Source organism: Cellulomonas xiejunii (assembly GCF_024508315.1).
GTDB lineage: Bacteria > Actinomycetota > Actinomycetes > Actinomycetales > Cellulomonadaceae > Cellulomonas > Cellulomonas xiejunii.
The window spans coordinates 3264736-3278595 of sequence record NZ_CP101987.1; the positions used below are offsets into that span (position 1 = coordinate 3264736).

General features: G+C 73.2%; 12 protein-coding genes, 1 pseudogene and 2 riboswitches. Of the genes and pseudogenes, 4 read left to right on the top strand and 9 right to left on the bottom strand.

What is annotated here, in order from left to right; translation table 11 throughout:
• Positions 1 to 24: 24 nt before the first annotated feature.
• The 6 genes and pseudogenes from NP048_RS15030 to NP048_RS15050 form a co-directional block, all read right to left on the bottom strand.
• On the bottom strand, positions 25 to 606 hold the full coding sequence (locus tag NP048_RS15030) for a hypothetical protein (RefSeq protein WP_227576431.1): 582 nt from the start codon (positions 604 to 606) through the stop codon (positions 25 to 27).
• Between the two features lie 184 nt (positions 607 to 790).
• Positions 791 to 868: pseudogene (locus tag NP048_RS15035) on the bottom strand (hypothetical protein); the annotation flags it as partial.
• A 335-nt stretch (positions 869 to 1203) separates the two neighbouring features.
• Positions 1204 to 1695 (bottom strand): hypothetical protein, encoded by a 492-nt coding sequence (locus NP048_RS15040; RefSeq protein ID WP_227576432.1) that lies wholly within the window; start codon positions 1693 to 1695, stop codon positions 1204 to 1206.
• A gap of 192 nt (positions 1696 to 1887) precedes the next feature.
• Positions 1888 to 2256, bottom strand: coding sequence for a hypothetical protein (locus NP048_RS19435; protein ID WP_489146103.1), 369 nt, complete (start codon positions 2254 to 2256; stop codon positions 1888 to 1890).
• Between the two features lie 179 nt (positions 2257 to 2435).
• Complete coding sequence (locus NP048_RS15045; RefSeq protein WP_227576433.1) at positions 2436 to 4511, bottom strand: acyl-CoA dehydrogenase family protein; 2076 nt, start codon at positions 4509 to 4511, stop codon at positions 2436 to 2438.
• Positions 4508 to 5425 (bottom strand): TetR/AcrR family transcriptional regulator, encoded by a 918-nt coding sequence (locus NP048_RS15050; protein WP_372456799.1) that lies wholly within the window; start codon positions 5423 to 5425, stop codon positions 4508 to 4510. Before NP048_RS15050 ends, NP048_RS15045 begins: the two co-directional genes overlap by 4 nt.
• A gap of 116 nt (positions 5426 to 5541) precedes the next feature.
• Between NP048_RS15050 and NP048_RS15055 the strand changes: the two genes are divergently transcribed.
• The 4 genes from NP048_RS15055 (at position 5542) to NP048_RS15070 (ending at position 10147) form a co-directional block, all read left to right on the top strand.
• Positions 5542 to 6909, top strand: a complete 1368-nt coding sequence (locus NP048_RS15055) for an acetyl-CoA C-acetyltransferase (RefSeq protein ID WP_227576434.1) — start codon at positions 5542 to 5544, stop codon at positions 6907 to 6909.
• A 112-nt stretch (positions 6910 to 7021) separates the two neighbouring features.
• Positions 7022 to 8413 carry a 3-oxoacyl-ACP reductase gene (locus NP048_RS15060; RefSeq protein ID WP_227576435.1) on the top strand — a complete coding sequence of 464 codons (1392 nt, stop codon included), beginning with the start codon at positions 7022 to 7024 and terminating at the stop codon, positions 8411 to 8413.
• Positions 8410 to 9339, top strand: coding sequence for a MaoC/PaaZ C-terminal domain-containing protein (locus NP048_RS15065; RefSeq protein WP_227576436.1), 930 nt, complete (start codon positions 8410 to 8412; stop codon positions 9337 to 9339). The genes NP048_RS15060 and NP048_RS15065 overlap by 4 nt, the downstream gene beginning before the upstream one ends.
• Positions 9340 to 9541: 202 nt before the next feature.
• Complete coding sequence (locus NP048_RS15070) at positions 9542 to 10147, top strand: pentapeptide repeat-containing protein (protein WP_227576437.1); 606 nt, start codon at positions 9542 to 9544, stop codon at positions 10145 to 10147.
• A 6-nt stretch (positions 10148 to 10153) separates the two neighbouring features.
• Here the strand turns inward: NP048_RS15070 and NP048_RS19360 are convergent, their stop codons facing one another.
• From NP048_RS19360 to NP048_RS15090, 3 genes are all read right to left on the bottom strand, one after another.
• Positions 10154 to 11239 (bottom strand): GNAT family N-acetyltransferase, encoded by a 1086-nt coding sequence (locus NP048_RS19360; RefSeq protein ID WP_308054100.1) that lies wholly within the window; start codon positions 11237 to 11239, stop codon positions 10154 to 10156.
• 175 nt (positions 11240 to 11414) lie between these two features.
• Positions 11415 to 12857, bottom strand: coding sequence for an aminotransferase class V-fold PLP-dependent enzyme (locus NP048_RS15085; RefSeq protein ID WP_227576438.1), 1443 nt, complete (start codon positions 12855 to 12857; stop codon positions 11415 to 11417).
• 36 nt (positions 12858 to 12893) lie between these two features.
• Positions 12894 to 13007: riboswitch (SAM riboswitch) on the bottom strand.
• Positions 13008 to 13040: 33 nt separating this feature from the next.
• The gene (locus NP048_RS15090) at positions 13041 to 13661 is read right to left on the bottom strand and encodes a GNAT family N-acetyltransferase (RefSeq protein WP_227576439.1); all 621 of its coding nucleotides are present in this window, start codon (positions 13659 to 13661) and stop codon (positions 13041 to 13043) included.
• A gap of 100 nt (positions 13662 to 13761) precedes the next feature.
• Positions 13762 to 13859: riboswitch (SAM riboswitch) on the top strand.
• Position 13860 lies beyond the last annotated feature (1 nt).

A 13860-nucleotide genomic window follows, 5' to 3' on the forward strand; every position in this document is an offset into this window, starting at 1 on the left:
CACGCACACCTCTATCAGAAGCCACTAGAAGAACCCGCCATAGTGGAGCCGGATCTCGGGATTTCGACGGTTCAGCAATCGAACTCCACTACCTGAGAGTCCATCCATGACCGCCTGCTCGACCGTGCGGTAGAACTTGCTCGGACGACCACCAGGAAGGTCGATCCATGTGATGTTCACAATGTCCGCAGGGCTCTTCCCTGCTGCCGCAAGCGCGTGACTCGGTCCCGCCGAGGCATGAGCCCCATCGCGCATGCTGCGGTCGGCCTTTCCGACATACTTTGAGCCGTCGTTGAGATGGATCGTATAGACCCCTGGAGATTCGGGGACATCGAAGGCTGACCCGGGACGCGGGCCGCGGCCGGACCCGCCCGCCGAACCCACTGGGCATGCGTTCGCCGCCTGCGCGCCGTCGACCGCGTCAAGGAGGTTGTCGTTGTGGGTGACGACGTCGGTTCCGGCGCCGGTGACGACGGTGTACGTGTGGTCGGTGTCGACGGTCAGGTTGTGGACCGTCGCGACGACCGAGTCGCGCTCGACCGCTCCGATCGTGACCGGCGTGCCGTCGGGGTCGACGAGCCAGCACCAGCCCGACGATCTCGTCACCGATCTGCGCGACGAACGCCTCAGCCTCCGCCACCGCCTTCTTCGCCGCCGCCCGCTGCGTCACGTACGGGTCGGTCGCCGTCGGCTGCGTCGCCCCGGTGAGGTGATGCGGGCGGGGCTCCCTGCCCGTGGGGTCCGTCATCGCCGTGGGACGGTTCGACGCGTAGGCGTACGACGAGACCGCGGTCACCTGCCCGGACCCCACCACCGGGTCCACCGAGTCGAACCGGCCCGTCCCGGTGTCGTAGTTGCGCGCCCGCAGGTGGTGCCGACCCGACTGCGTGTCGTCGCACGACTATCTCGATCGCGGAGAACCGGACGTCAACCGCACCGTAGAGACAGGGCGCGACACCGTCGGGCCATGTCTCTACCTCTGAGCGCACATCGTCCGTCGTCTCGGCACACCGGAACGGCCTCAGTCAGATGGCTCCCCGTGCCACCCCTCCGCGGGCGCAGGGGAAGCACCGCCAGCTGCGCGCCCAGCCGGCGTGAGGATCGACGCGATCTGGACTCGCGAAGAAGAGGTCGGAACGCCACGTAGGACGACAACTTTGCTCTCACCTCTGAGTGGTGGCTGCGCCGATCGTCACCATCGCGTCACTCTTCGTTCAAGATCGCTCTAGAGTGCTCTTCATCAAGGACAGCCAGGACGCTCTCGGCAACCGCCCAGGCCCTGTACCGGTCACGCTCCATCGCGATCCGGATCAACGCCCAATACCCCTTCATCGCCTCGGCGCGGCACGCCTCTCGCAGCTGATTCTGCTTCGGCTCGGGGCTAGGTGGCGACGCGCAAGGTCCGACGATACGGCCGAGAACGTCGAGAGACGGTGCGAGAGCCGCATGCTGGATCGAGCCCTCGGTAGCGGCCGCGACAATGACGGACACCGCCGCTGGCGCGCACTCGAACAAGTACCCCTGCGATTCGATCATGTTCTCGAGGCGTTCATAGGCACCGTCGTCAACGTCCGCAGCCGCGAAGAGCAGCAACTCCAGGTCCCTGGCCACTGTTGCCGCATCCGGGCCGTCTCCGGACTCCAATTTGTCCCAGGGCACCAACTTCAGCTGCCGCCCCGCGACCGATGCGCTCACCTTCCCCATGCTCCTCCCGCCTGACCGGGCGTACCCGCCGGAAACAGCTCTGGCCCGAACTGCGGCTGGCATACCCTCGCGCAGACGGGTATGCCCTCGCTGCGAGTAGCGCAGCCCTGTCGCGGGCCACCATGCCTCCCGCAGCGTCGAGCACCCGGACGACCGGCCCGCGCACCGACGCACCAGGCCGCTCTACGGCGGCTCTGCAGGGTCATACAGCGTCGGCAGTCCATCGAGGCCGGACCAGAAGATCCACAGGTGCCCGCTCGCGGGACACCGGAACATGAGTGTCGACTGGATGTAGAGACGATCTGCATCGACCATGCCTGAGAGCCCGTCGAAGTCGACGTCCGAGATGAGACTCCACTGATACGGGTGCGGCATGTACCCACTCGTCGTGAGCACCTGGCCGCACACACATGCGAACTTCGCCACTGCAGGAGCACCACCACTTCCGACACCACGCGCGTCGTCGCCTCGCCTCGCGACCGCCCCTGCAGCGGTCGAGCCGGTCCCCACCCAAGGGGAGGCGAGTGATCGCACGCCACAGGGATCCCGCATCCCGAGACAACGAGGCCCGACCCGCCGGAACCAGCGGATCGGGCCTCGTTGGGCGTGCGCGACGATGACGCTGCTGGTCAGGCGCACGCGACCGCACGTACGGGGTCAGACCGGGCGGCGATGGCCACCTGTTCCCATGAGGCAGTTCTCACCGGTGGGGGTCGCCCGTCGGCGCGCCGTCAGCGCGCCACGTTCTTCTCCGGGATCGGCGCGTCACCACTCGCCCGCTGCGCGCGGTAGTACGCCCGCGCCTCGTCCTGGCGCTGCTGCTCCTGGCCGGAGGCGATGGGCGCGCGCAGGTGCTCAGGCCCGTAGCCGAACGCGTCGACGAGGTCCTGCGCGTGCGGGCGCAGCCGCACGAGCAGCCGCTCGATGTACGACGTCACGGCCCGTGCGCGCCCGGCGGACAGCCGGCCGTTGACCAGGTACCAGGCGAGGTTCCGCTCGACGAGGGTCAGACCGAACAGGTCGCGCACCCACGTCAGGACCTGCTGGGTCCCCGGGTCCTCGACGCGCTCGAGCGCGCCCGTGAACGCCTCCCACTGCACGCGCTCGGCGTGCGCGCGCGCTGCCTCGATGAGCTCGTGCTGGTGGGCGTTGAACAGCTCCGCAGCCTTGTCGGGGCTCATCTTGCGGGCCGGGGCCAGCGCCTGCGCGACGTGGGCGACCATCGTCTCGACCCGGTCGGTCAGCAGGTCACGCTGCGTCTGCGTGTCGCGCAGCTGCCCGACGGACCGTCGCGTGTCACCCCGGTCACCCAGCGTCTGGACGGCCCGCACGAGCGGGGTGCGGTGCAGCGCCGCGTCCGTGACACGGTCGACGACGAACCGCGCGAGGTCGCCGCGGTCCGTCTGCATCGCGGCGAGGGACTTGGCGTAGTCGCCCAGCAGCCGCTTGGCGACCAGCTGGTAGAGCACCGTGTTGTCGCCCTCGAACGTCGCGTACACGTCGAGGTCGGCGTGCAGGCCCGTCAGCCGGTTCTCCGCCATGTACCCGGCGCCGCCGCACGCCTCGCGGCACTCCTGCAGCGTCCGCAGCGCGTTCCACGACGACGTGGGCTTGAGCGCCGCCGCGAGGGTCTCGAGGTCCTCCCGGTTCTCCGGGGTGTCACCCCTGCCCGAGAAGACCTCGTCGAACGCGGCGAGCAGCTCCTCGTGCGCGAACGACGTCGCGTACGCGTCGGCGAGCAGGGGCAGCAGGCGGCGCTGGTGCTGCCCGTAGTCGAGCAGGACGACCTCGTCACCGGTACCCCCGGCGAACTGGCGGCGCTGGTTCGCGTAGGTCACCGCGATGGCGAGGGCGATCTTGCTGGCGTTGGCCGCAGCGCCGTCGAGCGAGACACGGCCCTGCACGAGCGTGCCGAGCATCGTGAAGAACCGGCGGCCCGGGCTCTTGATGGGCGAGGAGTAGGTGCCGTCCGGCGCGACGTCGCCGTACCGGTTGAGCAGGTTGGTGCGCGGGACGCGCACGTGCGTGAAGTGCAGCCGACCGTTGTCGATGCCGTTGAGACCACCCTTGACCCCGTCGTCCTCACCACCGATGCCGGGCAGGAACTCCATCGTCTGCGGGTCGCGGATCGGGACGTAGAACGCGTGCACGCCGTGGTTGACGCGCGGGCCGCCCGGATCGGCCGTGACCAGCTGCGCGAAGACCACCGCCGCGGTGCCGTGCACGGCCGCGTTGCCCAGGTAGTCCTTCCAGGCCGCCCGGAACGGCGTGTGGATGACGAACTCCTGCGTCGCGACGTCGTACTCGGCCGTCGTGCCGATCGACGCGACGTCCGAGCCGTGGCCCGCCTCGGTCATCGCGAAAGCGCCCGGCACCTGCAGGTGCATGGCGTCGGAGAGGAACGTGTCGTGGTGGTGCGCCGTGCCCAGGTGCAGGATCGCGGAGGCGAACAGCCCCCACTGCACGCCCGCCTTGATCTGCAGCGACGGGTCCCCGGCCACCAGCTCCTCGAACCGCGCGAGCGAGCCGCCGTGGTCGTCGGCGCCGCCGAGGTGCGTCGGGAAGGACCGCAGCACGTCGTGCTCCGCCTCGAGGCGCCGCAACTGGTCGAGCACGCGCTCGCGGTGCTCGGCCATCGACAGGCCCTCGATCTTCTGGAACGCCGGGTCCCCGACGACGGCGCGCGACTCGCGGCGCAGCTGCGCGTACGTGCCCAGCAGCAGGTCCTCGAGGGCGGCGACGTCCACCCGGGGGGACGTGGCCGGAACCGTGGCGCCGGTGGCGGGGCGGTCTGTCGTCGTCGTCATCGCTGCTCCCAGGAGGTGCGGGCGGCCTCGTCGCCGCCGTCGGCTTGCCGGTCCGCCGGGTGGGCGGAGGCGGTGGTGGTGGTGGTCGGGGTGGAGCTCGTGGGGGTGGTGGTGCTCGGGGTGCGGTGCTCGCGCGCGAGGAGGCCGACGGGTCCGGCCCACAGCCACGCGGCGACCTGTGCGGTCAGCGCGGCGCGGTCGGGGGTGCCGGGCTCGTCGCGGTGGGCCAGCCACCACTCGCCTGCGCCGCGGACGAACCCGACGGCACCGGCCGCCCAGGTGCCCGCGAGCGCAGCGGCGCTCGCGGTCGTCCCCGGTGCGGCGGGGGAACCGTCGGCCGGGCGCTCCTCGGTGAGGGCGCGAGCGAAGGGTGCGGCGACGAGCGCGGTGACGGCGTCGAGGAAGTGCCCGAGCGGCCCTCCGGACTCCACCGACCCGTCGCGGGTGACGAAGGCGTAGACGTGCGGCGACGCCTCGATCATCTCCAGGTACACGGCGACCATCGCGCGGGACGCCTCGCGGGGCGTCGACACGTGACGCAGCACGTCCTCGAGGGCGTCCCGGATCTGCCGGACGACGAGCTCGGCCACCGCGATCTGCAGGCCGGTCTTGTCGGCGAAGTACCGGTAGACGATCGACTTGGAGGTGCCCGCGGCGGCGGCGATCTCCTCCATCGAGACGTCGGGGCCGCGGTGGTGGACCGTCCGGCGGGCGACCCGGACGAGCTCCGCGCGCCGCGCCTCGCGGTGGTCGGCCCAGCGGGTCGACCGGCCGTCGGCGGGCAGGTCGTCGTCCGCCGGGGCAGGCCCGGGTGCCGGCGGCGCGAGGGACGGGACGACACGCGGGTCGGGCGCGTCGTCGCGTGCTCGGTTCGAGGAGGTCGTCGTCGACGCTCCCGGAGTGACGGGGCTCACGAAACCGAAGGTATCAGGTACTGTCAGTTCCGGACATCATTCCGGGACCATCGTCCCTCGACACCGAGGGCCCGGGGTCCGCCCGTCATCGACGCCGATGCGAGAGGGAGCGCCACATGGCCACCCGCAAGCCGAGCACCTCCCCGTCCACCCCGCCCGCAGCCCAGGACCCGGCGCCCCGCCGCGCGTACGTCCTCGGCGGCAACCGGATCCCGTTCGCCCGCGCCGGGGGCAAGTACGCCCAGGCGAGCAACCAGGACATGCTGACCGCGGCCCTCGACGGGCTCGTCGCCCGGTACGGCCTGCAGGGCGAGTCCATCGGCGAGGTCGCCGCCGGCGCCGTGCTCAAGCACAGCCGCGACTTCAACCTCACGCGCGAGGCCGTGCTCGGTTCGGCGCTCGCCGCCACCACGCCCGCGTACGACGTGCAGCAGGCCTGCGCCACGGGCCTGGAGACCGTCGTGTCGCTATCCAACAAGATCCGCCTCGGGCAGCTCGAGTCCGCGATCGCCGGCGGTGTCGACACGACGTCCGACGCCCCCATCGCGGTCAGCGACCGGCTGCGTCGCGTGCTGCTCGACCTGTCGCACGCCAAGACCCCGCAGCAGCGGCTCAAGGCGGTCGCGCGCCTGCGCCCCAAGGACCTGGCCCCGGCCACGCCGCGCACGTCCGAGCCGCGCACCCACCTGTCGATGGGTGAGCACCAGGCGCTGACGACCGCGCAGTGGGGCATCACGCGCGAGGCGCAGGACGAGGTCGCGCTGCGCAGCCACCATCGCCTCGCGGCCGCGTACGACGCCGGCTTCTTCGACGACCTCGTCACGCCGTACCGTGGCCTGACGCGCGACGCGAACCTGCGCGCGGACACCTCGCTGGAGAAGCTCGCGAAGCTCAAGCCGACGTTCGGCCTGGGCCTGGACGTGCCCGCCACGATGACGGCCGGCAACTCCACACCGCTGACCGACGGCGCGTCGACCGTTCTGCTCGGCTCCGCCCAGTGGGCCGCCGAGCACGACCTGACGCCGCTCGCCGCGGTCCTCGACGCCGAGGCCGGCGCCGTCGACTTCGTTCACGGGGTCGACGGGCTGCTCATGGCGCCGGTCTTCGCCGTCCCGCGCCTGCTGGCGCGCCACGGCCTGGCGCTGGCGGACCTGGACTACGTCGAGATCCACGAGGCGTTCGCCTCGACCGTGCTGACGACGCTCGCCGCGTGGGAGTCGCCGGAGTTCGGCCGCGAGCGCCTGGGCCTGCCGGGCGCGTTCGGCACGGTCGACCCCGCGCGGCTCAACGTCCACGGGTCGTCGCTGGCCGCCGGGCACCCGTTCGCCGCGACAGGCGGACGGATCATCGCGACGATCGCCAAGGAGCTCCACACCCGGCGCGCGGCCCAGGTCGCCGCCGGGGACGACTCCCCCGTCCGCGCCCTCGTCTCCGTCTGCGCCGCCGGCGGCCTGGGCCTGACAGCCCTCCTCGAAGCCGCCTGACGGGACCCTGGATCGCTCTCTCACCCCCCACCCCAGGGCGTGAGAGAGCAATCCAGTCACCGCCCCTCCCGGCCCAGCCGTTCAGACCCGCACCGACGATGCAGGAGTCGCGATGTCCGACCGTTACCTCGAGCTCGTCAACAGCGGGCTCACCCAGAAGCTCGCCAAGCAGCTCGGCCTGCCCCGGCCCGCCGTGCTGCGCCGCTACCGCCCGGGGCAGCCGCTGCTCGACGGGCCCGCGCTCGTGCTGGGCTCGGGACCCGACGCCGACGCGCTCGCGTCGCTGCTGTCGTCCCCCGCGGGCGGCGCCACGCCGACGGGTGACGCACCGGCCGTCCTCGACGGCTGGGACCTCGAGGTGCACCGGCACCCGTCCCCCGAGGTGCGGTACGCCGCGGTCGTCCTCGTCCTGACCGGCGTCGAGCACCCCGACGACCTGACGGCACCCGTGCTCGCGGCCGCGTCGACCCTCAAGGGTCTGCGCCGCGGCGCGCGCGTCGTGACGGTGTCCCGCCCGGCGCTCGACTCGGACGCACCCGCCGTCGCCGCGGCCCGTCAGGGCGTCGACGGGTTCCTGCGGTCCCTGGCCAAGGAGCTGCGCAACGGCGCGACCGGCAACGGCGTGGTCGTCGCGCAGGACGTGCCGGTCACCGCGCCGAGCGTCGTCGCGGCGTTGCGGTTCTTCCTGTCGGCGCGCTCCGCGTTCGTCGACGGGCAGCTGCTCGAGGTCGACTCCGACGCCGGTGAGCTGCCGACCGACTGGGAGAAGCCGCTGGCCGGCAAGGTCGCCGTCGTCACGGGTGCCGCACGCGGCATCGGTGCGTCCATCGCCGACGTCCTCGCGCGCGACGGTGCCACGGTCGTCGCCGTCGACGTGCCCGCGGCAGGCGAGCAGCTCGCGCAGGTCGCCAACCGGGTGCGCGGCACGGCACTGCAGCTCGACGTCACCGCACCCGACGCGGGCGACCGGATCCTCGAGCACGCCAAGGCCCGCCACGGCCGCCTCGACATCGTCGTCCACAACGCGGGCATCACGCGCGACAAGCTGCTCGCCAACATGAGCGACGACAAGTGGGCGTCCGTGCTGGCCGTGAACATCGCCGCGCAGCTGCGCATCAACGAGGCGCTGCTGACGTCCGGTGACTTCGTCGACGCGCCGCGGATCGTGTCGCTCGCGTCGACGTCCGGCATCGCGGGCAACCGCGGCCAGACCAACTACGCGGCGTCCAAGGGCGGCGTCATCGGCATGGTGCGGGCGACCGCACCGCTGCTCGTGCCGTTCGGGGGCACCGCCAACGCGGTGGCGCCGGGCTTCATCGAGACGGAGATGACGGCACGCATCCCCGCGGTGACGCGGCAGGTCGCGCGCCGGCTGAACTCGCTGCAGCAGGGCGGGCAGCCCGTCGACGTGGCCGAGGCCATCGCGTTCCTCGCGTCGCCCGCGGCCGGCGGGGTCGTCGGGCGCACGCTGCGCGTGTGCGGGCAGAACATGGTGGGACGGTGACGTCGCCCGCCCCGGCCACGCAGGTCGCGCTGCCGCGCGTCCCCGCGCTCGGCGGGCTGTACGGGCGCGGCCTGGTCGCCTCCGCTCGACTCGGCGTCACGGGCGGGGCACGCTCAGGCAAGCGGACGCTCCCCGACGTGACGTACGTCGTCGACGACGTCCGCGCCGACGCGGACCACCTCACGGCCTACCAGCACCTGCTGCACGAGCCCGCGACGGACGCGTTGCCCGCCGGGTACGTGCACGTCCTGGCGTTCCCCGTGGCGATGGCGCTCATGGTGCGCCCCGACTTCCCGCTGCCGCTGCTCGGCATGGTGCACCTCGCCAACCGCGTGGAGCAGCGCCGCGGCCTGGTGCTGGGCGAGCGGCTGGCCGTGCGCGCGTGGGCGCAGGACCTGCGCCCGCACCGGTCGGGCACGCAGGTCGACCTGGTCACCGAGGTCGCGTCCGGCGGCGACGTCGCGTGGCGCGGCGTCTCGACGTACCTCGCCAAGGGCGTGCGCCTGCCCGACGCCCCCCGCGACGACTCCGAGCGTCCCGCGTTCACGCCGCCCGTGCGCACGGGGCGCTGGGAGCTGCCCGCCGACGTGGGTCGGCGCTACGCCGCGGTGTCGGGCGACCGCAACCCGATCCACCTGTCCCCGGTGACCGCGCGCGCGCTGGGGTTCAAGCGAGCGATCGCGCACGGCATGTACACCGCGTCGCGCGCGCTGGCCGACGTGGGCGCGGCGCGCGGCGACGCGTTCACGTGGTCGGTGGAGTTCGCGGCGCCCGTCCTGCTGCCCGCGACGCCGGACGTCCGCGTCGCCCCGCTCGACGACGGGCACGAGTTCACGGTCTGGCACCCCCGCACGGGCCGCCTCCACCTCTCGGGCAAGGTCCGCAGGCTGCCCCCTCCCCCCACCCCTGACCCGCCCGCACCCTGAGCGCGAGAGTGCAATCCAGCACACCCCCACCCGCAACTGGATCACCCTCTCGCGGTGAGAGAGCAATCCAGCACACCCCCACCCGCAACTGGATCACCCTCTCGCGGTGAGAGAGCAATCCAGCACCCCTCGCGGGTGACTGGATCGCGCTCTCACCGCGAGGGGGGGCGGGTGGGTCGGTGGGGCGTGACAGGCTCGGGGGATGCTGACCGGCGACGCGTACGACCTCGAACCCGACGCCGACCTCGACGCCGTGCGGTTCCACGGCCTCGACCTCACGGGGCGGGACGCGTCGCGCGCGCGGTTCCTCGAGTGCGAGATGGACGACTGCGACGTCGACGGGGTCGTGCTCGACGGTGCGCGCGTCCTCGACACGTCGTGGACGGCGGTGCGGGCCGGCGCGCTGCGGGCTCCGGCCTCGACGTGGCGCGACGTGACCCTCACCGACCTGCGCGTCGGCGCGTTCACCGCGTTCGCCTCGACGTGGACGCGTGTGACCGTGACCGGCGGCAAGATCGACTACCTCGACCTGCGCGAGTCCACGGTCCAGGAGCTGCGGCTGGTGGACGTCACGCTCGGCGACCTCGACCTGAGCCACGCGCGGGTCAAGCGGCTCGTGGTCGTCGACTGCGACGTGCGCCGCCTCGACACGACCGAGGCCCGCCTCGCCGAGTGCGACCTGCGCGGTGCGCGGCTGCACGTGCTGGAGGGCGTCGGCGGGCTGGGCGGCGCGAAGGTCACGCGCGACCAGCTGCTGGACCTGGCGCCCCTGCTGGCGCACCACGTCGGCCTGGTGGTCGACGACTGACCTGCGTCACCACCCCGCGAGCGCGACGACCTCCGCGGCGATCTCCGCCGGACTGCGGTCGTCGGTCGCCACCCGGTGCACGGCGTCGGCCGCCGCGGCCTCGAGCCGGCCTGCCGCCGCGTCGGAGCGGGCCACGTGCGCGTCGTACGACGCACCGTGCTCCCGGCGACCCAGACGCTCCCGGGCGGTGTCGTCCGACGCGGTGAGCAGCACGGACGTCACGCGCGGGCGGTCCCCCACGGCGGCCGCGAGAGCGTCTGCCTCCAGGACCGACACCGTGTTGGTGTAGACCAGCCGCCTGTGCCCCAGCGCCCGGTACCGGCGCCACACGTCCGCGAGGTTGGCCGCGGCGACGCCGTGCTCCCAGGGCGCGGGGTGCGCGAGGTCGAGCACGTCTCCCTCGACGACGGCGTGCGGCACGTCCCGCGCGACGAGCAGGTCGTGGACGGCCGACGCCACGGTCGACTTGCCGACCCCCGACCGACCCCCGATCAGCAGCACCGACGTGCGCTCGTCGGCGACGTCCCGCCCCGCGAGGCGGGCGTCGAGCCGCGACCGGACGTCCGGCCACTCGTCGGCGAGGACGGAGAAGTACAGCGAGTCCTGACGTGTGCCGTCCGCCGCGACCCGGTGACCGCGCAGCCGCCCCTCGGGACGCGCGCCGAGCTTCGTGACAGCCGCGATCGACCGCGCGTTGCGCGCCTCCACGCGGTAGGCGACGCGCGCGACGCCCCACGTCTCGAAGGCCTGCGACATCAGCAACCGCTTGCACGCGGGGTTCACGTGGGTGCCCCAGACGCGCGGGGCGTAGAACGTGTGCCCGACCTCGAGGCGGCCCATCCGCAGGTCCACGTCGTAGAACGACGTCGAGCCGACCACCTCCCCGTCGACGAGCACCGCGAACGCGTACCTCGCGGGTGTCGTCAGCGCGGCCTCGACGACGTCGCGCAGGCCGTCCGCACCCCGGGGTGTCGGCGACGTCATGCCCGCCCACACGCGGTCGTCCACGAATCGCGCCAGCGCCTCGGCGTGCTCGACCGCGAGCGGGGCGAGCCGGACACCGTGACCCTCGAGCGTGAGTTCGTGCAGCACGCGCCCATGCTCGGTCGAGAGCATCCCGCATTCGTCCGCCCGCCCACCTGCTGAGACGCGCCGCTGCCGAACCTGCGGTTCGGCGGCGTATGAGCCGTGAGAAGCCGCCGAACGACGAGTTCGCCGGTGGGAGTGGGGGGCAGGACGGCGGGAGGGCGGCAGTAGAGCAGTGGGTTCAGTCGTCGAGGGCAGGGCCGCAGGCGGCCGCCGCGGTGGCTGCCAGGTGGTCCAGGCCCGCGACCTCGATGAGCGGGCGCGTGTCGTCGACGACGGACCAGCACCCGTCGACGACCTCGTACTCGGCCTGCGCCCCGCGCCGCACGAGCGCGCCGAGCGCGTCGACGAGCCGGTCGACGTGCTCGGTCGTCGTCCCGACGCCGACCGACGCGCGCACGGCACCGTTCGACGCGCCCAGGTGAGCCAGCAGCGGGTGCGCGCAGAACCGGCCGTCGCGCACGCCGATGCCGTGCTCGGCCGACAGGTACGCCGCGACGAGCCCCGGGTTGAGGTCGCCCACGGTGAACGTCACGACCCCGACCGGGTCGGCCGAGTCCGGCCAGATCCGCGCGACGCGCACGCCGTCGAGCGACTCCAGACCGGTGACCAGGCGCGTGCGCAGCGCCTGCTCGTGCGCCTCGAGCGCACCGGCCGGCAGCGCGGCGAGCGTGTCGCACGCCTGGGCGAGCGCGATGGCCCCCAGGACGTTCGGCGAACCCGCCTCGTGGCGTGCCGGTGCCGGCTGCCAGACCGTCCGGTCGGTCCGCACGTCGCGCACCGCACCTCCCCCTGCGAGGTACGGCGTGCCCGTGTCGAGCCAGTCCCGGCGTCCCACCAGCGCACCCGCGCCGAAGGGTGCGTACGTCTTGTGGCCGGAGAACGCGACGTAGTCGACCTCCGTGTCCGCGAGCGAGAACCCGCGGTGCGGCACGAGCTGGGCGCCGTCGACCGCGACGCGCGCACCCGCGGCGTGCGCGATCTCGACCACGCGGTCGAGCGGCAGCGACTCCCCCGTGACGTTCGACGCCCCCGTGAGGGTCAGGAGCGCGTAGGGCAGGCGCGCGAGCTCGGTCCGCAGCGCGTCGAGGGTCGCCGCGACCGTCGGCTGCAGCGGCAGCACCGTCGCGACGCGACCCGTCCCCGCGTGGCCGCCGCCGCTGCGCTGCACCCACGGCAGCAGGTTGGCGTGGTGCTCGACGTCGAGGACGAGCACCGCCCCGCCGGGGGGCACGACGCCCGCGAGCAGGTTGAGCGAGTCGGTGGTGTTGCGCGTGATGATCGCGACGTCGTCCGGACGCGCACCCACGAAGCGCGCGATCGACTCCCGCGACGTCTCGTACAGCGCGGTCGAGACCTGGGACAGGTACCCGGCGCCGCGGTGCACCGACGCGTAGAGCGGGAGCACCTCGGTGATGCGTGCCGTGACGGCCTCGAGCGCCGGGGCGCTCGCCGCGCAGTCGAGGTTGGCGTACGCGCGGCTCGTGCCGTCGACCAGGGGCACGGTCGTCGACGCGCCGACGACGGGCAGCAGCGGCTCACCCGAGGGACGCGCCGCCGGGGCCGAGGTCGCGGTGCCCGAGACCTCGTCGGCACACGAGAGCAGCTCGGTGATGGTGGTCATGGGTACCCCTCCGGGAACGGTCCGGGGACCCGAGGGGTCCCGCGCTTGCCGGCACCGAACGGCGCACGGCCAGGTCGTCACCCGGGGCACCCCACCGCGGAGGAGGGTTGCCGGCCAGCGAGCCGGGGCTTGACGCTGGCGCTCATGACCTGCGTCGAGGATCGACGCGACCGGGCGCGCGTGTCAACGCGGATGCGGGTCCCGTCCAGCATCCGAGACCTCACGTCCGGGAACACGCCGGCCGCCGACGACGGCGCCGGTGCTGCCGCGGGCACCCGACCGGGTCAGGTCGTGCACCATGACGACGCTGCGGTACGTCTTGCCCGGCCACTGCACGGTGTCCGCCTCGACGAAGCCCCACCTCCGGTACAGGTCGCGCAGCGCGACCGCGGGCACTGCGGTGTCGAGACCCACCGAGCGCATGCCGTGCTCGAGCGACCACTCCCGCACGGTCCGCCACAGCAGGGTCGCGAGCCCGCGACGTCGCACGTCCGGGTGCACGGCGAGCTGGTTGAGCCAGACGCGGTCCGGCTCCAGCGCGAGGTCCGTCAGGGCCTTGATCCCCCGGCCCGGAGGGCTCGACGCCGCGACCGTCCCCACGAGGCGCCCTCCCGGCTCGGCCAGCACCCACGACGCGCCGACCCTCAGGCTCCGGCTCGCGGTCGTCACCTCGTCCTGCGACGCGCCCGTGAAGTTCAGCCCCTGCGCCGCGAGCTCGGCGTACGCGTCGTGCAGGAGACGCGTCAGGGCAGGCACGTCGTCCGGTGTCACGGGGCGCAGCAGGAGGTCGTCGGGGGCGTCCATCGCCCACCACCCTGGCACGCCCCCGGGACCACGCGCACGGTCGCGCACCCGATCTGAGACGACCTGCCGGGCGCCGAGGGACGTGGCGTAGCATCTCGCCCGACCATCCAGAGCGGCCGAGAGATCTGGCTCGACGACGCCGCAGCAACCCGCACGGGAGACCGTGGCCGAGGGTGCTACCGCCAGAGACGATGGGAGG

What these genes read in the sequence shown, in the direction of transcription:
- NP048_RS19435 (WP_489146103.1), bottom strand. Translation starts at nt 2,256, where the DNA reads ATGCGGGATCCCTGTGGCGTGCGATCACTCGCCTCCCCTTGGGTGGGG.
- NP048_RS15045 (WP_227576433.1), bottom strand. Translation starts at nt 4,511, where the DNA reads ATGACGACGACGACAGACCGCCCCGCCACCGGCGCCACGGTTCCGGCC.
- NP048_RS15055 (WP_227576434.1), top strand. Translation starts at nt 5,542, where the DNA reads ATGGCCACCCGCAAGCCGAGCACCTCCCCGTCCACCCCGCCCGCAGCC.
- NP048_RS15060 (WP_227576435.1), top strand. Translation starts at nt 7,022, where the DNA reads ATGTCCGACCGTTACCTCGAGCTCGTCAACAGCGGGCTCACCCAGAAG.
- NP048_RS15070 (WP_227576437.1), top strand. Translation starts at nt 9,542, where the DNA reads ATGCTGACCGGCGACGCGTACGACCTCGAACCCGACGCCGACCTCGAC.
- NP048_RS15085 (WP_227576438.1), bottom strand. Translation starts at nt 12,857, where the DNA reads ATGACCACCATCACCGAGCTGCTCTCGTGTGCCGACGAGGTCTCGGGC.
- NP048_RS15090 (WP_227576439.1), bottom strand. Translation starts at nt 13,661, where the DNA reads ATGGACGCCCCCGACGACCTCCTGCTGCGCCCCGTGACACCGGACGAC.